General features: G+C 69.8%; 17 protein-coding genes. 6 read left to right on the forward strand and 11 right to left on the reverse strand.

What is annotated here, in order from left to right:
- Positions 1-29 precede the first annotated feature (29 nt).
- The 4 genes from prcB to arc form a co-directional block, all read right to left on the reverse strand.
- Positions 30-869 (reverse strand): proteasome subunit beta, encoded by an 840-nt coding sequence (gene prcB, locus ACIQFX_RS18520; protein WP_402464287.1) that lies wholly within the window; start codon positions 867-869, stop codon positions 30-32.
- A 161-nt stretch (positions 870-1,030) separates the two neighbouring features.
- The gene (locus tag ACIQFX_RS18525) at positions 1,031-1,243 is read right to left on the reverse strand and encodes a ubiquitin-like protein Pup (protein ID WP_053194491.1); all 213 of its coding nucleotides are present in this window, start codon (positions 1,241-1,243) and stop codon (positions 1,031-1,033) included.
- 180 nt (positions 1,244-1,423) lie between these two features.
- Positions 1,424-2,935, reverse strand: coding sequence for a depupylase/deamidase Dop (dop, locus tag ACIQFX_RS18530; RefSeq protein ID WP_402464289.1), 1,512 nt, complete (start codon positions 2,933-2,935; stop codon positions 1,424-1,426).
- Between the two features lie 181 nt (positions 2,936-3,116).
- Positions 3,117-4,883, reverse strand: coding sequence for a proteasome ATPase (gene arc / locus ACIQFX_RS18535; RefSeq protein WP_402464291.1), 1,767 nt, complete (start codon positions 4,881-4,883; stop codon positions 3,117-3,119).
- Positions 4,884-5,124: 241 nt separating this feature from the next.
- On the opposite strand from arc, the gene ACIQFX_RS18540 reads away from it, so the two are divergent.
- Positions 5,125-5,436 carry a ferredoxin gene (locus ACIQFX_RS18540; protein WP_402464293.1) on the forward strand — a complete coding sequence of 104 codons (312 nt, stop codon included), beginning with the start codon at positions 5,125-5,127 and terminating at the stop codon, positions 5,434-5,436.
- A gap of 4 nt (positions 5,437-5,440) precedes the next feature.
- On the opposite strand, the gene ACIQFX_RS18545 is transcribed toward ACIQFX_RS18540, so the two are convergent.
- The 3 genes from ACIQFX_RS18545 to ACIQFX_RS18555 all read right to left on the reverse strand — a co-directional run bounded on the left by ACIQFX_RS18545 (position 5,441) and on the right by ACIQFX_RS18555 (position 8,308).
- Positions 5,441-6,064 (reverse strand): hypothetical protein, encoded by a 624-nt coding sequence (locus ACIQFX_RS18545; protein WP_402464295.1) that lies wholly within the window; start codon positions 6,062-6,064, stop codon positions 5,441-5,443.
- 203 nt (positions 6,065-6,267) lie between these two features.
- Entirely contained in the window at positions 6,268-7,155 is an 888-nt protein-coding gene (locus ACIQFX_RS18550; protein ID WP_015032448.1) for a tRNA (adenine-N1)-methyltransferase, read from the reverse strand.
- Positions 7,156-7,174: 19 nt separating this feature from the next.
- Positions 7,175-8,308: a site-2 protease family protein gene (locus ACIQFX_RS18555; RefSeq protein ID WP_402464639.1), complete on the reverse strand. Its 1,134-nt coding sequence runs from the start codon at positions 8,306-8,308 to the stop codon at positions 7,175-7,177.
- A gap of 181 nt (positions 8,309-8,489) precedes the next feature.
- Between ACIQFX_RS18555 and ACIQFX_RS18560 the strand changes: the two genes are divergently transcribed.
- Together ACIQFX_RS18560 and ACIQFX_RS18565 are read left to right on the forward strand one after the other, a co-directional pair.
- Entirely contained in the window at positions 8,490-9,392 is a 903-nt protein-coding gene (locus ACIQFX_RS18560) for a RecB family exonuclease (RefSeq protein WP_402464297.1), read from the forward strand.
- Between the two features lie 64 nt (positions 9,393-9,456).
- The gene (locus tag ACIQFX_RS18565) at positions 9,457-10,131 is read left to right on the forward strand and encodes a response regulator (protein WP_402464299.1); all 675 of its coding nucleotides are present in this window, start codon (positions 9,457-9,459) and stop codon (positions 10,129-10,131) included.
- 90 nt (positions 10,132-10,221) lie between these two features.
- Here the strand turns inward: ACIQFX_RS18565 and ACIQFX_RS18570 are convergent, their stop codons facing one another.
- The 4 genes from ACIQFX_RS18570 to metH form a co-directional block, all read right to left on the reverse strand.
- Positions 10,222-11,802 carry an ABC transporter substrate-binding protein gene (locus tag ACIQFX_RS18570; protein ID WP_402464301.1) on the reverse strand — a complete coding sequence of 527 codons (1,581 nt, stop codon included), beginning with the start codon at positions 11,800-11,802 and terminating at the stop codon, positions 10,222-10,224.
- Between the two features lie 77 nt (positions 11,803-11,879).
- A complete protein-coding gene (locus tag ACIQFX_RS18575; protein WP_402464303.1) occupies positions 11,880-13,472 on the reverse strand; it encodes an ABC transporter substrate-binding protein in 1,593 nt (530 codons plus the stop codon).
- Positions 13,473-13,936: 464 nt separating this feature from the next.
- Positions 13,937-14,635, reverse strand: a complete 699-nt coding sequence (locus tag ACIQFX_RS18580; RefSeq protein ID WP_402464305.1) for an HAD family hydrolase — start codon at positions 14,633-14,635, stop codon at positions 13,937-13,939.
- 161 nt (positions 14,636-14,796) lie between these two features.
- The gene (metH, locus tag ACIQFX_RS18585) at positions 14,797-18,309 is read right to left on the reverse strand and encodes a methionine synthase (RefSeq protein WP_402464307.1); all 3,513 of its coding nucleotides are present in this window, start codon (positions 18,307-18,309) and stop codon (positions 14,797-14,799) included.
- 244 nt (positions 18,310-18,553) lie between these two features.
- Between metH and ACIQFX_RS18590 the strand changes: the two genes are divergently transcribed.
- The 3 genes from ACIQFX_RS18590 (at position 18,554) to glpK (ending at position 21,916) form a co-directional block, all read left to right on the forward strand.
- Positions 18,554-19,318 (forward strand): IclR family transcriptional regulator, encoded by a 765-nt coding sequence (locus ACIQFX_RS18590; RefSeq protein ID WP_402464309.1) that lies wholly within the window; start codon positions 18,554-18,556, stop codon positions 19,316-19,318.
- Positions 19,319-19,596: 278 nt separating this feature from the next.
- Positions 19,597-20,355 (forward strand): MIP/aquaporin family protein, encoded by a 759-nt coding sequence (locus ACIQFX_RS18595; protein ID WP_402464311.1) that lies wholly within the window; start codon positions 19,597-19,599, stop codon positions 20,353-20,355.
- 34 nt (positions 20,356-20,389) lie between these two features.
- Positions 20,390-21,916 carry a glycerol kinase GlpK gene (gene glpK, locus ACIQFX_RS18600; RefSeq protein ID WP_402464314.1) on the forward strand — a complete coding sequence of 509 codons (1,527 nt, stop codon included), beginning with the start codon at positions 20,390-20,392 and terminating at the stop codon, positions 21,914-21,916.
- The last annotated feature ends 2 nt before the right edge of the window (positions 21,917-21,918 follow it).

Below are 21,918 nucleotides of genomic sequence, written 5' to 3' on the forward strand. Positions count from 1 at the left end.
TCTGAAGGGCTTCTACGGGCGACGAACGGTCAGAGCAGGGCGGCGCGCGGCCCGTCGGGCTGCTCGAGACGCCGCTCGGTGACCGACCGGGCCAGCCGGGAGGACTCGGCCTCGCTGAGCCTGCGGAAGCCCTCGTCGGTGATGACGGTGACGATCGGGAAGATCCTGCGCGCCATGTCCGGCCCGCCGGTCGCCGAGTCGTCGTCCGCCGCGTCGTACAGCGCCTGCACGACCAGCGTCGTGGCCTGCTCCTCGGTGAGGTCGGCTCGGTACAGCTTCTTCATCGACCCGCGCGCGAAGATCGAGCCGGAGCCCGTGGCGGCGAAGCCGTGCTCCTCGGAGCGGCCGCCGGTCACGTCGTAGGAGAAGATCCGGCCCTTCTCCTTGCTCTCGTCCCAGCCCGCGAAGAGCGGAACGACGGCGAGTCCCTGCATGGCCATGCCGAGGTTGCCTCGGATCATGGTGGAGAGGCGGTTCGCCTTGCCCTCCAGGGAGAGCGTCGCGCCCTCCACCTTCTCGAAGTGCTCCAGCTCCAGCTGGAACAGCTTGACCATCTCCACGGCGAGACCGGCGGTGCCGGCGATGCCGACGGCCGAGTACTCGTCCGCCGGGAACACCTTCTCGATGTCCCGCTGCGCGATCATGTTGCCCATGGTGGCCCGCCGGTCACCGGCGAGGACGACCCCGCCGGGGAAGGTGGCCGCCACGATGGTCGTGCCGTGCGGGGCCTCGACGATGCCCTCCGGGAGCTTCCGGTTGCCCGGGAGCATCTCCGGCGAGTGGTCGGCCAGGAAGTCCATGAAGGAGGACGAGCCCGGCGTCAGGAAGGCCGCCGGCAGACGCCCGGTGCTACGAGGGTTGGCTTCCACGCGATTCCTTCCGGGTGGGAGAGTCGGCCCGCCGTGCGAAGCGCGGGGCGATCTTGGTTGCTGTGCACGGACCATACCCGTGCCACCGCCTGTCATCCGTCCCCGGGCCCACGGCTTTCTCCGGGGCTCCGGGGACGGAGGACGACAGACGCGAGGGGCGGCTACTGGCCACCCTTTTGCACAAATGACCGCACGAAGTCCTCGGCGTTCTCCTCCAGGACGTCGTCGATCTCGTCCAGTACGGAGTCCACGTCCTCGCTCAGCTTCTCCTGGCGCTCCTGGAGGTCGGAGCTCGCCTCCGTGGTGGTCTCCTCGACCTCCTCCGTGGAACGCGTCGCCTTCTGCTGTCCGCCGCCGGTGTCCTTGGTCGCCATATCCCTCACCCCGCTCGATTCGACCCGCTCGGTTGAGTCCGTACGGACCCGGTCGAGTCCGTACAAGATCAGACCCTATAGGGCGGGTCCGACTTCGGCCCCGCAGTTTCCACAACGTCCGGGCACTGATTCCATGATTCCCAGTGCCGCGGCATTTCAGGCCCGTGTCGGGCCCCCGGTTCAGCCGCCGGAAAGCACGCGGACGAGTTCCTCCGCCGTCCGGCAGCGGTCCAGGAGCGATTTCACGTGGGCCTTGGTCCCGCGCAGCGGTTCCATGGTCGGGACGCGCTGGAGCGAGTCCCGGCCGGGCAGGTCGAAGATCACCGAGTCCCAGGAGGCCGCGGCGACGTCGTCGGCGTACTGCTCCAGGCAGCGGCCCCGGAAGTAGGCCCTGGTGTCCTCGGGCGGCGCCGTCTCGGCCCGCAGCACCTCGGCGTCGTCCAGGAGCCGCTTCATGCGCCCGCGGGCCACCAGGCGGTTGTAGAGGCCCTTCTCGGGGCGCACGTCCGCGTACTGGAGGTCCACCAGGTGCAGGCGGGCCGCGTCCCAGTCCAGGCCGTCCCGGCGCCGGTAGCCCTCCATGAGCTCCCGCTTGGCGATCCAGTCGAGCTCGCCGGCCAGGCTCATGGGGTCGTGCTCGAGCCGGTTGAGGGTGTCCTCCCAGCGGGTGAGCACGTCCATGGTCTGCTCGTCCGCGTCCGAGCCGTACCGCTCCTCGACGTACTTCCTGGCCAGCTCGAAGTACTCCATCTGGAGCTGGACCGCGGTGAGCGTCCGGCCGCTGCGGAGGGTGACCAGGTACTGGAGGGTCGGGTCGTGCGAGACCTGGTGGAGGGTCCGCACCGGCTGGTCGACGGCGAGGTCGACGGTGATGAAGCCGTCCTCGATCATCGACAGGACGAGCGCGGTGGTGCCCAGCTTCAGGTAGGTCGAGATCTCCGACAGGTTCGCGTCGCCGATGATCACGTGCAGCCGCCGGTACCGCTCGGCGTCCGCGTGCGGCTCGTCCCTGGTGTTGATGATGGGCCGCTTGAGGGTGGTCTCCAGGCCGACCTCGACCTCGAAGTAGTCGGCCCGCTGGCTGATCTGGAAGCCGTTCTCCCGGCCGTCCTGCCCGATGCCGACCCGTCCCGCGCCGGTCACGACCTGACGGGAGACGAAGAACGGGGTCAGGTGGCGCACGATGTCCGAGAAGGGGGTCTCCCGCTTCATCAGATAGTTCTCGTGCGTGCCGTAGGAGGCGCCCTTGTTGTCGGTGTTGTTCTTGTAGAGGTGGATCGGCTGGGCCCCGGGGAGCTGGGCGGCGCGCACGGCCGCCTCCGCCATGATCCGCTCGCCGGCCTTGTCCCAGAGGACGGCGTCGCGGGGGTTGGTGACCTCGGGCGAGCTGTACTCGGGGTGGGCGTGGTCCACGTAGAGCCGCGCACCGTTGGTGAGGATCACGTTGGCCAGGCCGATGTCCTCGTCGGTGAGCTGGCTGGAGTCGGCGACCTCGCGGGCGAGGTCGAAGCCGCGGGCGTCCCGCAGCGGGTTCTCCTCCTCGAAGTCCCAGCGGGCACGGCGGGCCCGGTGCATCGCCGCCGCGTAGGCGTTGACGATCTGGGACGAGGTGAGCATGGCATTGGCGTTCGGGTGTCCCGGGACGGAGATCCCGTATTCCGTCTCGATGCCCATTACTCGCCGTACGGTCATGCGGCCCTCCTTGCCCGGCGTCGCTCACAGTGCGCGACTCGGCGTTACCGAAGAGCCTAGAACGGCTCCGCGCTGGTGGGGAGATCACTTGAGGTATTCACCGGGCTGCCCGGCGGAATACCGACGGAATGCGACGGCTGCGGATGCCCGGATCCCGGACATCCGCAGCCGGTTCGCGCTTTTACAGGTACTGACCGGTGTTCGCCACCGTGTCGATGGAGCGTCCGGTGTCCGCGCCCTGCTTTCCGGTGACGAGGGTGCGGATGAACACGATCCGCTCGCCCTTCTTTCCGGAGATACGGGCCCAGTCGTCGGGGTTGGTGGTGTTGGGCAGGTCCTCGTTCTCCTTGAACTCGTCCACGCACGCCTGGAGGAGGTGGGAGACCCGGATGCCCTTCTGGTTGTGGTCGAGGAAGGCCTTGATGGCCATCTTCTTGGCCCGGTCGACGATGTTCTGGATCATCGCGCCGGAGTTGAAGTCCTTGAAGTAGAGGACTTCCTTGTCGCCGTTCGCGTACGTGACTTCGAGGAAGCGGTTCTCCTCGGATTCCGCGTACATCTGCTCGACCACGGACTGGATCATTCCGTGGGCGGCGGCGGCCTTCGATCCGCTGTGCTCGGAGATGTCGTCCGAGTGCAGCGGCAGGTTCGCCGTGAGGTACTTCGCGAAGATGTCCTTCGCAGCCTCCGCGTCCGGACGCTCGATCTTGATCTTGACGTCGAGTCGGCCGGGCCGCAGGATCGCGGGGTCGATCATGTCCTCGCGGTTGGAGGCACCGATGACGATGACGTTCTCCAGGCCCTCCACACCGTCGATCTCGGCGAGCAGCTGCGGGACGATGGTGTTCTCCACGTCCGAGCTGACACCGGATCCGCGGGTGCGGAAGAGGGATTCCATCTCGTCGAAGAAGACGATGACGGGGGTGCCCTCGCTCGCCTTCTCCCGAGCACGCTGGAAGACGAGGCGGATGTGCCGCTCGGTCTCGCCGACGTACTTGTTGAGGAGCTCGGGGCCCTTGATGTTGAGGAAGTAGGACTTCCCCGCGGGCTGGCCGGTCACCTCGGCCACCTTCTTGGCCAGGGAGTTGGCCACGGCCTTCGCGATCAGCGTCTTGCCGCAGCCCGGCGGGCCGTAGAGCAGGATGCCCTTGGGCGGCCGCAGCTCGTGCTCCTTGAAGAGGTCCGGGTAGAGGTACGGGAGCTCGACCGCGTCGCGGATCAGCTCGATCTGGTTGCCCAGACCGCCGATCTTCTCGTAGTCGACGTCCGGGACCTCTTCCAGGACGAGCTCTTCGACCTCGCTCTTGGGGACGACCTCGTAGACGTAGCCGGACCGGGAGTCGAGCAGCAGGGCGTCGCCGGCGCGGATGGTGACGTCCATCAGAGGCTCGGCGAGCCTCACCACCCGCTCCTCGTCCGTGTGCCCGACCACCAGGGCGCGCTCGCCGTCCTCGAGGATCTCCTTGAGGGTGACGATCTCCCCGGCGCGCTCGAACTCCATGGCCTCGACCACGTTGAGCGCCTCGTTGAGCATGACCTCCTGGCCGCGCTTGAGCTCTTCGAGCTCGATGCTGGGGCTCACGTTCACCCGGAGCTTGCGGCCCCCGGTGAAGATGTCGCACGTGCCGTCCTCGTTGGCCTGCAGGAAGACACCGAAGCCGGCCGGCGGCTGTGCGAGCCGGTCGACCTCCTCCTTGAGGGCCACGATCTGGTCGCGGGCTTCACGGAGTGTGTTCGCAAGTCGTTCGTTCTGCGCGGACACGCCGGCCAGGCTGGTCTGCAGCTCGACGATCCGCTCTTCGAGAATCCTCGTGTGGCGCGGAGAGTCGGCGAGCTTGCGGCGCAGGACGGCGATTTCCTGCTCGAGATAGGCAACCTGTCCGGCGGGGTCCTCAGACCCTCGCCCGGGCCGGATGCCGCGGTTGATGTCGTCGTCGTGGGCTGCCACGGTCCTCACCTCCTCCAGGGGGAGCTGGACGCTTCCTGACCCTACCTGCGTGGGTGATGATTGAAACCCCTAGATCAAAAAGACTCCGGAGGTGTGTCCGATCTTCACCCTTGCGCTTCCCCTCTCGCCAGGGGAATACCCACCCTTCACCGCTTGAAAGCGGGCGGTTGTATCGTCGTCTTTGGCCAACACCCGTCAGGGGTGGCCCGACTTACCGCGCGAAGCAGAAACGGCAGGAGATATGACCGTGCAGCACGAGGCCCCGGCGACGGGCGCCGAGGAGGCGCTGGAAGTCTGGATCGACCAGGACCTGTGCACCGGCGACGGGATCTGCGCGCAGTACGCCCCGGAGGTCTTCGAGCTCGACATCGACGGGCTCGCTTATGTGAAGAGTGCCGACGACGAGCTCCTCCAGGACGTGGGGGCGACGACGCCGGTGCCGCTGACGCTGCTCCAGGACGTGGTGGACTCGGCGAAGGAGTGCCCGGGCGACTGCATCCACGTGCGCAGGGTCGCGGACCGGGTCGAGGTGTACGGACCCGACGCGGAGTGACGGGTCAGGCGCCGTGCGCGTCGGCACGGCCGGCGCGCACGAAGGCGCCGCCCTGCCACTGCCAGCTGACCTGCTCGTTCTCGTCGGGGCAGCAGCGCGGCACGTCGGGCGTCGAGTAGCCGACCAGCGTGGCGTGCACCGCTCCGCCGCGGACGGAGAGCTCGGTGACGTTCTGGTGCAGCCCGGGATCGACGAGCGTGGCCACCACGCGCGCGGGTGCTTCCTTCTCCTTGCCCCGGGTGAGGACGTAGAGGCCGTGCGGCGGGTTGCCCGATCCGGCTTCGCAGTGCACGACCGCAACGGTCTCCGGGTTTCCGTCCCCGTCGAGGTCACCGGTGGCGCGCTGGGCGACCGTACGGCTTCCTCCCCCGCAGTCCAGCGGATAGTCGGCCCCGGCGGCCTCGGGAGCGGGCGCGGGGCGCGGGGCGGCGGGGGCCGCGCCGGTCGCTCCGGCCGGGCCGGGCTGGAGCAGGCCCGCGAGGGCGACGACCGCGGCCGTCGCGGTGGCGGTGGCCAGCCAGTGGGACGGCCGGGCGTGGGTGTGCGCGAGGTCCGCGAGGTCCGGGGCGGCGGAGTGCTGCACGCGAGACGTCTCCTGTGGGGGTGGTGCGGCGTGGTTTCCGGGCATCGTGCCACACGTCACAGGGCGACGGAACAGGTGGGGTCGACGGCGTCCGGTTCCGGCCGGTGCGAGCCGGTGAGCGTCGGGATCCGGGCGGCGGGACCCGGAGCTCGGGCGCCGGGACCTGGGCGCGAACATGAGGACGCCGCCGTCCAGTTCCCTGCCGTGGGCGGGGAACTGGACGGCGGCGCTGTGTGGATGTCGGGACGTCAGCCCTTGTTGGGGCCTTCGTAGTCCTCGCCGTACGCGCCCTTGGCGGGACGGCGGCGGCGCATCGGGGGCTCGACGCCGTCCGCGAGGCGGCGGGCGGTGACGAGGAAGCCGGTGTGGCCGATCATGCGGTGATCGGGGCGGACGGCCAGGCCCTCGACGTGCCAGTTGCGGATCATGGATTCCCAGGGCTGCGGCTCGGCGTAGCAGCCGAACTCGCGGATGGACTCCACGGTGCGGGCGAGCTGGGTGGTGGTCGCCACGTAGCAGCAGAGGATGCCGCCGGGGACGAGCGCCTTGGAGACGGCCTCCAGGCACTCCCAGGGAGCCAGCATGTCCAGGATGACGCGGTCGACGTCGGTGTCGGACAGGTTGTCCTGGAGGTCGCCGACGGTCAGCTGCCACGCGGGGTGCGGGCCGCCGAAGTAGCGCTCGACGTTGCCCTTCGCGATCTCGGCGAAGTCCTCACGGCGCTCGTAGGAGTGCAGCATGCCGCTGTCGCCGATGGCGCGGAGCAGGAAGCTGCTGAGCGAGCCGGAGCCCACACCCGCCTCGACGACGCGCGCGCCGGGGAAGATGTCGGCGAAGGCGAGGATCTGACCCGCGTCCTTCGGGTAGACCACGGCGGCGCCGCGGGGCATGGACAGGACGTAGTCGGGGAGCAGGGGGCGCAGCGCGAGGTAGGCGACGTTTCCGGTGGTACGGACAACGCTGCCCTCGGGGGCGCCGATCAGTTCGTCGTGCGGGAAGGAACCCTTGTGGGTGTGGAAGTTCTTTCCCTCTTCGAGCGTGAACGTGTAGTGACGGCCCTTGGGGTCGGTCAGCTGAACCTGGTCCCCGACCTTGAAGGGCCCGCGTCGGCGGGCGGCACCGGTCGGTTCGGACATGTGAACAAGAGTACCGGGGTTACGAGGACGGTCGTGCCATGGCCTTGACGAAGGCGCGCTCGACGTCGGTGGTGGCCAGGACGCCGTAGATCTCGCCGGTGTCCTCGACGACGAGGTACTCGGTGGCCGGGCTGGCGCGGAGGTGGTCGAGGAGGGGCTGGCCGGTGAGTTCGGCGGGGACCCGCATGCCCTCGGTGATGTCCTGGGCGAGGGTGCTGACGGCGACCCACGGGCGACGGTGCTGGGGCACTGCGGCGATGGCGGCCTCGCGGACGATGCCGGTGGGCTCGCCGCCGCCGTCGACGACGACGAGGGCGCGGGCGCCGGCCTCGTTGGCGCGGCGGAGGGCCTCGGAGAGCGGGGTGGTGTGCTCGACGGGGATGGCGCGGCGGGTGAGGACGCGGGCGCGGAGCTCGGGAAGGTGCTCGCGGAGCCGGGCCATGCGGAGGCTGTTGCCGGCGCCGGTCCAGATGATGGCGGCGAGGATCGCGGCGAGCAGGGCGTCGGTGACGGTGGTGAAGCCGCTGATGTCGTCGGTGGAGTTGCCGAGGAGGCCGGTGCGGGTGAGCAGGGGCAGGCCGACGAGGACGAGGACGGCGAGGGCGCGGCCGACCCAGGCGGCGGCGACGGTGCCGCTCATGGGCTTGCCGGTGATCTTCCAGACGACGGCGCGGAGCATCCGGCCGCCGTCGAGCGGGAGGCCGGGGAGCAGGTTGAAGGCGGCGACGATGAGGTTGGAGATCATCAGGCCGGCGAGGAGGACGCCGGGGACGGTGCCGGGCTCGACGGCGTACAGGGAGAGGTAGAACACGCCGGAGAGGACGAGGGAGAGGAGGGGGCCGACGAAGGCGAGGACGAACTCGCGGCCGGGGGTCTCGGTCTCCTTCTCGATCTCGGAGACGCCGCCGAAGAACTGGAGCTGGATGCGGCGCACCGGGAGCTTGAAGCGGAGCGCGGCGACGGTGTGCGCCAGTTCGTGGACGAGCACGGAGGCGTAGAAGGCGACCGCGAAGAAGAGGGAGACGAGGTAGCGTGCGGCGCCGAGTTCGGGCAGGACGCGTTCGATCTGGTCGCCGAAGACCCAGGTGATGAGGGCGGCGACCAGGAACCAGCTGGGGGCGACGTAGACGGGCACGCCGAAGGGGCGGCCCATGAGGATGCCGCCGCCGGGCTCCTCGGTCCGCTGCGGCTTGGGCTCGTCCTGGTTCACGGGTTCCTCTCGTCGCGTGGTGTGACCCCGCGTCGGTGCGTCACGGTTCGATCATGCAGTGCGACGGGGTCCCGGGTCGATGGTATTCCGCGCGATGTCGGTGGCGGGTCGTAGGGTCTTCGTCATGAGTACGAGCGAGCAGGTGCCGACGGAGCCCCGGGCGCCCATGTCGTTGTCGCCGTCCCGGGCGAGCGATTTCATGCAGTGTCCGCTGCTGTACCGGTTCCGGGTGATCGACCGGCTGCCGGAGAAGCCGAGCGCGGCGGCGACGCGGGGCACGCTGGTGCACGCGGTGCTCGAGCGGCTCTTCGACGATCCGGCGGCGGACCGGACGGCGCCGCGGGCGAAGGCGATGGTGCCGGGGCAGTGGGAGCGGCTGCTCGAGTCGAAGCCGGAGCTGGGCGAGCTGTTCGCGGAGGATCCCGACGGGGAGCGGCTCGCGGGCTGGCTGGGCGAGGCGGAGCGGCTGGTCGAGCGGTGGTTCACGCTGGAGGACCCGTCGCGGCTCGAGCCGGCCGAGCGCGAGCTGTTCGTGGAGACGGAGCTGGACTCGGGGCTGCGGCTGCGCGGTGTGATCGACCGGATCGACGTGGCGCCCTCGGGTGACGTGCGGATCGTGGACTACAAGACGGGGAAGGCTCCCCGGCCCGAGTACCGCGACGGCGCGCTGTTCCAGATGACGTTCTACGCTCTGGTGGTCTGGCGGCTGCGGCGGGTGCTGCCGCGCCGGCTCCAGCTGGTCTACCTGGGCAGTGGGGACGTGCTGACGTACGACCCGGTGGAGGCGGACCTGCTGCGGGTGGAGCGGAAGCTCCTCGCGCTGTGGGACGCGATCCGGCTGGCGACGGAGACGGGTGACTGGCGGCCGCGTCCGACGAAGCTGTGCGGCTGGTGCGACCACCAGGCGGTCTGTCCGGAGTTCGGGGGCACTCCCCCGGTCTATCCGCTGAAGATCGTCTCCGCGCGCCCGCCGGAGTCGGGCGAACCGGGTCAGGGCAGAATGGACCCGGCCCCGCCCGCGCCGTGAGCCCCGCCCGCGCCGTGAGCCGGGTCGCCGTCGTGTGCCCGGCCCGCCCCGTGAAGGAGCCCTTGTGACGATCCGCGTCCTCTTGGTCGACGATCAGCCGCTGCTGCGCACCGGCTTCCGGATGATTCTGGAGGCGGAGCAGGACATCGCGGTGGTGGGTGAGGCCGGGGACGGCCTCCAGGCGCAGGACCAGGTGCGCGCGCTCCAGCCGGACGTGGTGCTGATGGACATCCGGATGCCGCGGATGGACGGGGTCGAGGCGACCCGGCAGATCACGGGTCCGGGCCGGGACGGTCCGGCGAAGGTGCTCGTGCTGACCACGTTCGACCTGGACGAGTACGTGGTGGAGGCGTTGCGGGCGGGGGCCAGCGGCTTCCTGCTCAAGGACGCTCCGGCGAACGAGCTGGTGCAGGCGATCCGGGTGGTGGCGGCGGGCGAGGCGATGCTGGCGCCGTCGATCACGCGCCGGCTGCTCGACAAGTACTCGGCGCACCTGCCGACGGGCGAGGAGCGGATGCCGGACACGCTGAGCACCCTGACCGACCGTGAGGTGGAGGTGCTGAAGCTGGTGGCGCGGGGTCTGTCGAACGCGGAGATCGCGGCGGACCTGTTCGTCAGCGAGACGACGGTGAAGACGCACGTGGGCCATGTGCTGACGAAGCTGGGGCTGCGCGACCGGGTGCAGGCCGCGGTGTACGCGTACGAGAGCGGTCTGGTGCGGCCGGGCGCCGGCCAGTAGCCGGTGCGCCCCGCCAGGGGCACGGGAGGGGCCCGGCACGCGGTGCGTGCCGGGCCCCTCCCGTGTGCCGTGCGGCGCCGGCGGGGGCCGTCAGCCCTTCCGGATCTCCCAGAAGCGGAAGACGGTGGAGGCGTCGAGGGTCCATTCGAGGCCGGTGATGTCGTCGCGGGCGACGGCGTACTGCTTGCCCTGCCACAGCGGGAGCATCGGGAGCTCCTCGGCGACGAGGTTCTGGAGCTGCTCGTACTCGTCGCCGGTCCCGGCGCGGTCGGTGATGGCGGCGGTCTTCGGGAGGAGGCGGCCGGTGATGGTGGCGTTCTCGTAGTGGTTGCCGAGGACGTTGCCCTCGCCGAAGAACGGGGAGGTGAAGTTGTCGGCGTCGGGGTAGTCGGGGACCCAGCCCTTGACGTAGACGCCGTACTTGCCGGCCTCGATGTCCTTCTCGTACTGGTCGTAGGCGACGGACTTGACGTCGGCGTCGAAGAGGCCGCTGTCGTTGAGCTGGCCGGCGATGGCCTTCAGCTCCTGGTCGGTGGCCGGGCCGTAGCGGCTGGGGGTGGACCAGAGGGTGAGCTTGACCTTCTCGGTGATCCCGGCGGAGCGCAGGGCCTTCTTGGCCTTCGCCGCGTCGGGGGTGCCGTAGGTGTCGTAGAAGGCGGTGTTGTGGCCGGCGATGCCGGCCGGGACGATCGAGTAGAGCGGGGTGGCCGTCGACTTGTAGACGTGCTCGACGAGGGCCTCGCGGTCGACGAGGTGGGCGATGGCCTTGCGGACGCCGAGCTTGCCGACGACCGGGTCCTTCATGTTGAAGACGAGGTGCTGGACCTCGGCGCTGCTGCCCTGGATGACCTCGATGCCCTTGTCGTCCGTGGTGTCGGAGGTCTCGAGGGCGGCGATGTCGTCGGCGGAGAGGCCTCGGTAGGCGATGTCCACGTCGCCGTCGGCGAGGGCCTTGGCGAGGGCGGCGCGGTCACCGCGGTACAGCTTGAGGGTGATCCCGTTGTTCTTGGGCCGGGCGAGGCCGTGGTAGCCGGAGTTGGCGGAGAAGGTGGCCGCGGTGTCGCTGATGGACTCCAGCTTGTACGGGCCGGAGCCGATGGCCTTGCCGTCGGTGCGCAGGGCGTCGGCGGGATACTCGCGGTGGTCGACGATGGAGCCGGCGCCGGAGGCTATCTTGCTGGGGAAGGTGGCGTCGGGGACCTTGAGGTGGAAGACGACGGTCCGCTCGTCCGGGGTCTCGATCTTGTCGATGGTGGAGAGCAGCGGCGCCGGACCGGAGGGGTCGTCGATCTTGAGGGCCCGCTCGAAGGAGAACTTGACGTCCTCCGAGGTGAGCTTGTTGCCGTTGGAGAAGGTGAGGCCGTCCCGCAGGGTGCAGGTGTAGACCTTGCTGCCGGTGGCGAAGCCGCACTTGTCGGCGGCCTCGGGCTCGGGCTCGAAGCCGCCCTTGGGGAAGGCGAGCAGCGACTGGAAGACGTTGTTGAACAGCAGCCAGGAGCCGGGGTCGTAGCCCGCGGCCGGGTCGGTGGCCAGGATCTCGTCGGACATGCCGACGCGCACGCCGTCACCGGAGGCGCCGGAGCCGCCCTGTTCGGTGCCGCAGCCGCTGAGGAGCGCGGCGGACAGGCCCGCGGCCAGCGGGGCCGTCAGCCACTTGTTGTGTGCCTTCACAGAACGTGCCTCTTGATCTCTATGTCAGACCGGCCGCGCCCTGGTGCGCGGCCGGTACCACCGATCGGGACAAGGGGTTATGCGGTCCCGCGGCCCAGCTCCCAGAGGAGCAGGTCGGAGGAGGTGTTGAGGGCGTACTCGACGCCGTTGAGGTCGTCGCGCGCGGCGACGTACTGCTTGCCCTGCCACAGGGGCAGGACGGGCACGTCCTGGGCGACGATCTTCTGGATCTGCGCGTAGACGGGGGCCGCCGCGGTGCGGTCGGCGAGGCGGCGCGAGCGCGGGATGAGCTGGTCGCGGACGACCTTGTTCACGTAGGGCGTGTTGAGGAAGTTGTCGCTGTCGAGGAAGGGCGCGACGTAGTTGTCGGGGTCCGGGAAGTCCGGGAACCAGCCGAGGCCGTAGACGGCGTAGTCGCCGCGCTTCTGGGCGGTGCGGAACTTCGACCACTCGGAGCCCTTGACGGTGGCGTCGAAGAGTTCGGAGGCGACCAGCTGCTTCTTGATCGCCTCGAACTCCTGGGCGGTCTCGGCGCCGTAGTGGTCGGTGGTGTAGTTCAGGGTCACCTTGACCGGGGTCTTGACGCCCGCGTCCTTGAGGATCTTGGCGGCGCGCGCGGGGTCGGGCTCGCCGTACTCGTCGAAGAACGGGGTGGCGTGGCCGGTGATGCTGGAGGGGATCAGCGAGTACAGCGGCTCGGCGGTGGGGCCGTAGACGAGGTTGACCAGGGCGCCGCGGTCGACGACGGAGGCCATCGCCTGGCGGACGGCCTTCTCCTCCACGGAGGGGGCCTTGGTGTTGAAGCCGAGGTAGCGGATCTCGAGACCGGGGACCTCGGTGATCTCGATGCCGTCCTTGGGCGTCTCGGTGAGGTCCTTGATCTGCTTCTGCGACAGGGAGCGGGCCATCATGTCGATGTCGTCGCTCTCCAGGGCCGCGCCCATGGCGCCGGCGTCGGCGTAGGGACGGAGCTCGACCTTGTCGTTGCGCAGCGTGATGTCGCCCTTGTAGGACGGGTTCTTGGTGAAGACGAACCGGGTGGCCTTCTCGCCGTCGCGCTCGACCTTCAGGGTGTACGGCCCCGAGCCGTCGACGTCGAAGCCGTCGCGGAGCCGGTCGGCGGCGTACTTGTCCTTGCTGAGGATGCCGGCGACGGGGGTGGAGAGCTTGTACGGGAAGGTGGCGTCGGGGCTCTTGAGGTGGAAGACGACGCCGTCGGTGCCCTGGGTCTCGACGGTGTCGATGTTCGCCAGGAGCGCGGCCGTGCCGTTGTCCGACTTGATCTTCAGGACGCGCTCGATGGAGTACTTGACGTCCTCGGCGGTGACGGGGGTGCCGTCGGCGAAGGTGAGGTCGGGGCGGAGCTTGCAGCGGTAGCTCTCGCTGGCCTTGTCGGAGAAGCCGCAGCTCTGGGCGGCCTCGGGGACGGGCTCGCCGCCGCCGCGGGGCGTGTGCATCAGGGTCTGGACGGTCTGCCGGAGGATGTTCCAGGCGCCGGTGTCGTAGGCGAAGGCCGGGTCGAGCGGGGCGGGCGCGTCCTCGGTGGCGATGAACTGGTCCGTGGTGCCGACGACGATGGTCGCGGCGCCGTCCTCCGCTCCTCCACAGGCGGCGAGCAGCGGGGCGAGCAGTCCGGCCACGGCCGGCAGCACCAGGGTCTTGCGGTTCATCAGGGACGATCTCCTCATCCGGCACTGGGATACAGCGGTAGGGGAACTCCGCCGCCGGCCGCCCGGTCGGGGCGGGAGCGATCGGGCCGGGTGTTGCGATCGGTCCTGTGCGAACGGCGGCTCGGGTGTGCGCCGGTGCACGCGGTTATACGGCGAAGTACTCGCGAAAGATTAGTGGGCGGAGCCGCTATTGCCGGACCGCCGCCGGCGCCGGGGGCTGGCGCACGGTGAGCATGAATGCGCGACTCCCGATAGTCATGCGTTGTCGCGACAGGGACGCGCGTGAGCGAATCGGGACACATGAGGGCAACAGAACGGGCCCATTTCGGACAGGAAACGCCATCGGGCCACCCACCGCCGGGCACTCTGCGTGACGAAGGTCACGAGAATGCCGTCTCGGTGAATGGCCCGCGGGATTCTCTCCCGGGAAAGCGCATTAGGCCCCGGGAAAGCTCAGATACAGCTCAGATTCCGGAGATCAGAGTACGCAGGAAAGGCACGTCGACCTCTTCGAGGGAGCGCACGACGACCCGGCCCGCGGAGGCCGCGATCGGGGCGACCGAAGGGACCGCGACGACCCGGCAGCCGGCGGCCTCCGCGGCCGCCACGCCGGTCGCCGTGTCCTCGATGACCGCGCACAGCGCGGGGTCGGCCCCGACGCCGCGGGCGGCCGTCAGGTACGGCTCGGGGTGCGGCTTGGTCCGCACGACCTCGTCGCCGGCGACGGTCAGGGTGAAGTGGTCGCGGCCGAGCGAGGCGAGGACCCGGTCGATGATCCGCCGGTGCGAGGCGGAGACCAGGGCGGTCGGGACGGAGTGCCGGGCCAGCTCGGCGAGCAGTCGCTCGGCGCCCGGCATGAGCGGGACGCCCCGGTCGATGCGCTGCTCGAACTTCTCGTTGAGCAGCACGGTCAGTTCTTCGAGGGTGATGTCGGCGCCGGTGGACTCGATGAGGTAGCCCGCGCTGCGGGTCATCGGACCGCCGACGACGATGTCGCGCCACGCCTCGTCGAGCCGGTGTCCGAGGTCGGCGAAGACCTCGACCTCCGCGTCCCACCAGAACCCCTCCGTGTCGACGAGGGTCCCGTCCATGTCGAGGAAGACCGCCTGCAGGGCGGAGCTGCCGTTCGTACGGAACAGGGACGCGGGGACCGTACTGGTCATCCGGCACACCTCCATGGAGGGACGAGAAGGCCGGTCCCCCTCCCCGGTACGGGGAGGAAGACCGGCCTGCACTGGACCGACAAGTGTACGTCCGGATCACCGCGGACGCGCGGATTGGATCCACGCGTCCGTCACATCGGTCGCCGGGCGCCGCGCGGCGGTCACCGTGCGTTGAAGTACTTCGCCTCGGGGTGGTGGATCACGATGGCGTCGGTGGACTGCTCGGGGTGGAGCTGGAACTCCTCCGAGAGGTGGACGCCGATCCGCTCCGGGCGGAGGAGTTCGGCGATCTTCGCGCGGTCCTCCAGGTCGGGGCAGGCGCCGTAGCCGAGGGAGAAGCGCGCGCCGCGGTACTTGAGGTCGAACATGGACTGGACGTCCGCCGGGTCCTCGCCCGCGAAGCCGAGCTCGGCGCGGACGCGGGCGTGCCAGTACTCGGCGAGGGCCTCGGCGAGCTGGACGGAGAGGCCGTGCAGCTCCAGGTAGTCGCGGTAGGAGTCCGACGCGAAGAGCTTGGCCGTGGCCTCGCCGATCTTCGAGCCGACGGTGACGACCTGGAGGCCGACGACGTCGGTCTCGCCGGACTCCTCCGGGCGGAAGAAGTCCGCGAGGCAGAGGCGACGGCCCCGGCGCTGGCGCGGGAAGGAGAAGCGGGTCCGCTCGTTGCCGGACTCGTCCAGGACGATCAGGTCGTCGCCCTTGGAGACGCACGGGAAGTAGCCGTGGACGACGGCCGCCTCCAGGAGGTTCTCCGTGTGGAGGCGCTCCAGCCAGCCGCGCAGCCGCGGCCGTCCCTCGGACTCGACGAGCTCCTCGTACGAGGGGCCGTCGCCGGCGCGGTTCTGCTTGAGGCCCCACTGGCCCTTGAAGAGGGCTCCCTCGTCGAGCCAGGAGGCGTAGTCCTTCAGCGGGATGCCCTTGACGACGCGGGTGCCCCAGAACGGCGGGGTCGGCACCGGGTTGTCGGTGGCCACGTCGGAGCGCCCGCCGGGCTCCGGCTCGTCGACCTGGAGGGCGGCGGTGTCGCGCTTGACGACCCGGCGCTGCTTCAGCTCGGGGAGCGCGGCGCCGGGGACGCCCCGCTTGACGGAGATGAGGGCGTCCATGAGGCGCAGGCCCTCGAAGGCGTCACGGGCGTAGCGGACCTCGCCCTGGTAGATCTCGTGGAGGTCCTGCTCCACGTACGCGCGGGTGAGGGCGGCGCCGCCGAGGATGACGGGGTACTTGGCGGCCAGCTCGCGCTGGTTCAGCTCCTGCAGGTTCTCCTTCATGATCACGGTGGACTTCACGAGGAGGCCGGACATGCCGATGACGTCGGCGGAGTGCTCCTCGGCGGCTTCCAGGATCGCGGAGACGGGCTGCTTGATGCCGATGTTGACGACGTTGTAGCCGTTGTTGGAGAGGATGATGTCGACGAGGTTCTTGCCGATGTCGTGGACGTCGCCGCGGACGGTGGCGAGGACGATCGTGCCCTTGCCCTCCGCGTCGGACTTCTCCATGTGCGGCTCCAGGTGGGCCACCGCGGTCTTCATGACCTCGGCGGACTGGAGCACGAACGGCAGCTGCATCTGGCCGGAGCCGAACAGCTCGCCGACCACCTTCATGCCGTCGAGGAGGGTCTCGTTGACGATGTCGAGGGCCGCCCGGGTCGTCAGGGCCTCGTCGAGGTCCGCCTCCAGGCCGTTCTTCTCGCCGTCGACGATGCGGCGCTTGAGGCGCTCGTCGAGGGGCAGGGCGAGGAGCTCCTCGGTCTTGCCGGCCTTCAGCGACTTGGTGTTGACGCCCTCGAAGAGCGCCATCAGCTTCTGCAGCGGGTCGTAGCCCTCGGCGCGCCGGTCGTAGATCAGGTCGAGGGCGGTGGTGACCTGCTCGTCGTCGAAGCGGGCGATCGGCAGGATCTTCGAGGCGTGCACGATCGCCGAGTCGAGGCCGGCCTTGACGCACTCGTCGAGGAAGACGGAGTTCAGGAGGATGCGGGCGGCCGGGTTGAGGCCGAAGGAGATGTTGGACAGGCCCAGGGTCGTCTGGACGTCGGGGTGGCGGCGCTTCAGCTCGCGGATCGACTCGATCGTCGCGATGCCGTCCTTGCGGGACTCCTCCTGGCCGGTGCAGATGGTGAAGGTGAGCGTGTCGATCAGGATGTCCGACTCGCGGATGCCCCAGTTGCCGGTGAGGTCGTCGATGAGCCGCTCGGCGATGGCGACCTTGTGCTCGACGGTGCGGGCCTGGCCCTCCTCGTCGATGGTCAGGGCGATCAGCGCGGCGCCGTGCTCCTGGGCCAGGCGCGTCACCTTGGCGAAGCGGGAGTCGGGGCCGTCGCCGTCCTCGTAGTTGACGGAGTTGATGACGGCGCGGCCGCCGAGCTTCTCCAGGCCGGCGCGCAGGACGTCGACCTCGGTGGAGTCGAGGACGATCGGGAGGGTGGAGGCGGTCGCGAAGCGGCCGGCCAGCTCCTGCATGTCGGCGACGCCGTCCCGGCCGACGTAGTCGACGCACAGGTCGAGCATGTGCGCGCCTTCGCGGATCTGGTCGCGGGCCATCTCGACGCAGTCGTCCCAGCGGCCTTCGAGCATGGCCTCGCGGAACTTCTTGGAGCCGTTCGCGTTGGTGCGCTCGCCGATCGCCATGTACGAGGTGTCCTGGCGGAACGGCACGGTCTGGTAGAGCGAGGCGGCGCCGGGCTCGGGCTGCGGGGAGCGCTCCGGGGGCGTGAGGCCCTGGACGCGCTCGACGACCTGGCGCAGGTGCTCGGGCGTCGAGCCGCAGCAGCCGCCGACCAGCGAGAGGCCGTAGTCGCGGACGAAGTTCTCCTGCGCGTCGGCCATCTCCGGCGGCGTCAGCGGGAAGTAGGCGCCGTCCTTGGTGAGGATGGGCAGGCCGGCGTTCGGCATGCACATGAGCGGCGTGCGCGAGTGGCGGGCGAGGTAGCGGAGGTGCTCGTTCATCTCGGCCGGGCCCGTCGAGCAGTTCAGGCCGATCATGTCGATGCCGAGCGGCTCCAGGGCGGTGAGCGCGGCACCGATCTCGGAGCCGAGCAGCATGACGCCGGTGGTCTCGAAGGCGAGCGAGCAGATCAGGGGCACGTCCAGGCCCAGGGCGTCCATCGCGCGGCGGGCGCCGATCAGGCTCGCCTTGGTCTGCAGCAGGTCCTGCGTGGTCTCCACGATGAGGGCGTCCGAGCCGCCGGCCAGCAGGCCCTCGGCGTTCTGCTGGTAGCCGTCGCGCAGGACGTCGTACGTGGTGTGGCCGAGCGACGGCAGCTTGGTGCCGGGGCCGATGGAGCCGAGGACCCAACGCTGGCGGCCGTCGCGGGCGCCGAACGCGTCGGCGACCTCGCGGGCGATCCGGGCGCCCGCCTCGGAGAGCTCGAAGATGCGGTCCGCGATCTCGTACTCGCCGGCAGCCGAGTGGTTGGAGCCGAAGGTGTTCGTCTCGACGCAGTCGACGCCGGCCTCGAAGTACGCCTCGTGGACCGAGCGCACGATGTCGGGGCGGGTGACGTTCAGGATCTCGTTGCATCCTTCGAGGTTCTGGAAGTCCTCGAGGGTGGGGTCCTGGGCCTGGAGCATGGTGCCCATGGCTCCGTCGGCGACGACGACCCGGCTCGCGAGCGCCTCGCGAAGGGCGGCGGCACGGGTCCGGCTGTCAGCGGAAGGGGTCGGCAACGAGGCCATGGATGAGCTCCCTGGGATGCGACGGCTGTCGGCTTTGCACCCTCGGTGGAGGGTGCACGTGGCCAGCGTAACCGTGCTCGGCCCGGGGTGGACACGGCGTCCCACGGGGCGGACGGCATCCTGTGTGCGGGGACTCCCGGTCCGACCCGTTCTTGTCCGACACTGTCAGGTGTAACGCAAGGTCGGCATCGACCGATAGTGTTCAGCATTGTCGAACAGCGTGAGAGGGATAAGGGGCCGGGCGATGGCGAAGAACATCCAGTCGCTTGAACGGGCGGCGGCCATGCTGCGACTGCTCGCGGGCGGCGAGCGCCGGCTCGGACTGTCCGACATCGCGTCCTCACTGGGGCTGGCCAAGGGAACGGCGCACGGCATCCTGCGCACCCTCCAGGCGGAGGGCTTCGTGGAGCAGGAGCCGGCCTCCGGCCGCTACCAGCTGGGCGCCGAGCTGCTGCGGCTCGGCAACAGCTATCTGGACGTGCACGAACTGCGGGCGCGAGCCCTGGTCTGGACGGACGACCTGGCACGGTCCAGCGGCGAGAGCGTCCACCTGGGGGTGCTGCACCAGCGCGGCGTCCTGATCGTGCACCACGTCTTCCGGCCGGACGACAGCCGCCAGGTCCTGGAGGTGGGGGCCATGCAGCCGCTGCACTCCACGGCGCTCGGCAAGGTCCTCTCGGCGTACGACCCGGTGGCGCACAGCGAGGTGCTGGAGGTCGAGCGGGAGGCGTTCACGCCGCGGACGACCACGGAGACCGGGGAGTTCGAGGAGCTGCTCGACCTGGTGCGGGCCCGCGGCTGGGCCGCGGACGCCGAGGAGACCTGGGAGGGCGTGGCCTCGGTGGCGGCGCCGATCCACGACCGCCGGCGGATGCCGGTGGGCGCGGTGGCCGTGACGGGCGCCGTGGAGCGGCTCTGCCCGGGCGGGGAGCTGCGCCCCGAGCTGGTGGCGGCGGTGCGGGACTGCGCCCGTGCGGTGTCGCGGGACCTGGGGGCCGGCCGCTTCTGACGCGCCCGGGAGGCACGCGCTCCCACCACACCCGAACACGACTGAACCCGTCGGTAACGATCGCGTTATCGGCGGGTTTTTCGTTCCCCGGACCCTTGACGCGCTGTTAACCCGGGGGCAAAACTTCCGTTCATCGGTCGGCAATGCCGAACACCTAACGGCAATACGCGCTAGAGTGTGGCAGCGCCAAGGGCCGTAACGCCCTCAACACGAGGGCGCGGACCACCGGAGGGACCCGGGGTTCGCCTTCCCCTGGACGAAGGACAAAGGAGTCGCGGGTGTCCAGCTCCGACATCTTCCTCGGCGAGACCATCGGTACCGCCGTACTCATTCTGCTCGGCGGCGGCGTGTGCGCCGCCGTGACGCTCAAGGGCTCCAAGGCCCGCAACGCGGGCTGGCTCGCGATCACCTTCGGGTGGGGCTTCGCCGTCATGACGGCCGTCTACATGACGGCTTCCCTCTCGGGCGCCCATCTGAACCCCGCCGTCACGGTCGGAATCGCGATCAAGGACGGCGAGTGGGGCAACGTCCCCGTCTACATCGCGGGCCAGATGCTCGGCGCCATGATCGGTGCGGCGCTCGTCTGGGTGGCCTACTACGGCCAGTTCCAGGCGCACCTCGCCGACCCCGAGGCCTCCGGCAGGAAGCCGATCGAGGGCCCCGGCCCGGTGCTCGGCATCTTCTCCACCGGCCCCGAGATCCGGAACACCTGGCAGAACCTGGCCACCGAGATCATCGGCACCGTCGTGCTCGTCCTGGCCGTGCTCACCCAGGGCCTCAACGACAGCGGCAAGGGCCTCGGCGTCATAGGCGCCCTGATCACCTCGTTCGTCGTGGTCTCCATCGGCCTCTCGCTCGGCGGCCCGACCGGTTACGCGATCAACCCGGCCCGTGACCTCGGCCCGCGCATCGTGCACGCCCTGCTCCCGCTGCCGCACAAGGGCACCTCCGACTGGGGCTACTCCTGGATCCCGGTCGTCGGTCCGCTGATCGGTGGCGCCATCGCCGCGGGTATCTACAACATCGCGTTCGCCTGAGCCGTCCTTCTTCCAGACCCCCTTGGAGCACACCGTGACCGACGCACACACCTCCGGCCCGTTCATCGCGGCCATCGACCAGGGCACCACCTCCTCCCGCTGCATCGTCTTCGACAAGGACGGCCGGATCGTCTCGGTCGACCAGAAGGAGCACGAGCAGATCTTCCCGAAGCCGGGCTGGGTGGAGCACGACGCCGCCGAGATCTGGACCAACGTCCAGGAGGTCGTCGCCGGCGCCCTGACGAAGGGCGGCATCGCCGCCTCCGACGTCAAGGCCATCGGCATCACCAACCAGCGCGAGACCACGCTGCTCTGGGACAGGAACACCGGCGAGCCCGTCCACAACGCCCTCGTCTGGCAGGACACCCGCACCGACGCGCTCTGCAAGGAACTCGGCCGCAACGTCGGCCAGGACCGCTTCCGCCGCGAGACCGGCCTCCCGCTCGCCTCGTACTTCTCCGGCCCGAAGGTCCGCTGGCTGCTCGACAACGTCGAGGGGCTCCGCGAGCGCGCCGAGCGCGGCGAGATCCTCTTCGGCACCATGGACTCCTGGGTCATCTGGAACCTGACCGGCGGCGTCGACGGCGGCGTCCACGTCACGGACGTCACCAACGCCTCGCGCACCATGCTGATGAACCTGCACACCATGGAGTGGGACGACAAGATCCTCCAGTCCATGGAGATCCCGGCGGCCGTGCTGCCCGAGATCCGCTCGTCCGCCGAGGTCTACGGCCAGGTCAAGGGCGGCGTCCTGGACGGCATCCCGGTCGCCTCCGCGCTGGGCGACCAGCAGGCGGCCCTGTTCGGCCAGACCTGTTTCGCCGAGGGCGAGGCCAAGTCCACGTACGGCACCGGCACGTTCATGCTGATGAACACCGGCGACAAGATCATCAACTCCTACAGCGGCCTGCTGACCACGGTCGGCTACCAGATCGGCGACGCCAAGCCGGTCTACGCCCTGGAGGGCTCGATCGCCGTCACCGGTTCGCTGGTGCAGTGGATGCGCGACCAGATGGGCCTCATCAAGTCCGCCGCCGAGATCGAGACCCTCGCGTCCTCGGTCGAGGACAACGGCGGCGCCTACTTCGTGCCGGCCTTCTCCGGCCTGTTCGCCCCGTACTGGCGCTCCGACGCCCGCGGTGTGATCGCCGGCCTCACCCGGTACGTCACCAAGGCGCACATCGCCCGCGCCGTCCTGGAGGCCACCGCCTGGCAGACCCGCGAGATCACCGACGCCATGACGAAGGACTCCGGCGTCGAGCTGACCGCGCTCAAGGTCGACGGCGGCATGACCTCCAACAACCTGCTGATGCAGACCCTCTCGGACTTCCTGGACGCGCCCGTCGTGCGTCCGATGGTCGCCGAGACCACCTGCCTCGGTGCCGCCTACGCCGCCGGTCTGGCCGTCGGCTTCTGGCCGGACACCGACGCGCTGCGCGCCAACTGGCGCCGTGCCGCGGAATGGACCCCTCGCATGGACGCCGACAAGCGTGACCGCGAGTACAAGAGCTGGCTCAAGGCCGTCGAGCGGACCATGGGCTGGATCGAGGACGAGGAGTAATA

It is taken from the genome of Streptomyces sp. NPDC093089 (genome assembly GCF_044754405.1).
In the GTDB taxonomy this organism is placed as follows: domain Bacteria; phylum Actinomycetota; class Actinomycetes; order Streptomycetales; family Streptomycetaceae; genus Streptomyces.

Bases quoted from the DNA above. Each gene is read 5' to 3' on its own strand.
- ACIQFX_RS18590 (WP_402464309.1), top strand. From the start codon at position 18,554: ATGGCGAAGAACATCCAGTCGCTTGAACGGGCGGCGGCCATGCTGCGA.
- ACIQFX_RS18550 (WP_015032448.1), bottom strand. From the start codon at position 7,155: ATGTCCGAACCGACCGGTGCCGCCCGCCGACGCGGGCCCTTCAAGGTC.
- ACIQFX_RS18545 (WP_402464295.1), bottom strand. From the start codon at position 6,064: ATGCCCGGAAACCACGCCGCACCACCCCCACAGGAGACGTCTCGCGTG.
- ACIQFX_RS18560 (WP_402464297.1), top strand. From the start codon at position 8,490: ATGAGTACGAGCGAGCAGGTGCCGACGGAGCCCCGGGCGCCCATGTCG.
- ACIQFX_RS18525 (WP_053194491.1), bottom strand. From the start codon at position 1,243: ATGGCGACCAAGGACACCGGCGGCGGACAGCAGAAGGCGACGCGTTCC.
- metH (WP_402464307.1), bottom strand. From the start codon at position 18,309: ATGGCCTCGTTGCCGACCCCTTCCGCTGACAGCCGGACCCGTGCCGCC.
- ACIQFX_RS18540 (WP_402464293.1), top strand. From the start codon at position 5,125: ATGACCGTGCAGCACGAGGCCCCGGCGACGGGCGCCGAGGAGGCGCTG.
- ACIQFX_RS18555 (WP_402464639.1), bottom strand. From the start codon at position 8,308: ATGGGCCGCCCCTTCGGCGTGCCCGTCTACGTCGCCCCCAGCTGGTTC.
- dop (WP_402464289.1), bottom strand. From the start codon at position 2,935: ATGACCGTACGGCGAGTAATGGGCATCGAGACGGAATACGGGATCTCC.
- ACIQFX_RS18575 (WP_402464303.1), bottom strand. From the start codon at position 13,472: ATGAACCGCAAGACCCTGGTGCTGCCGGCCGTGGCCGGACTGCTCGCC.
- ACIQFX_RS18580 (WP_402464305.1), bottom strand. From the start codon at position 14,635: ATGACCAGTACGGTCCCCGCGTCCCTGTTCCGTACGAACGGCAGCTCC.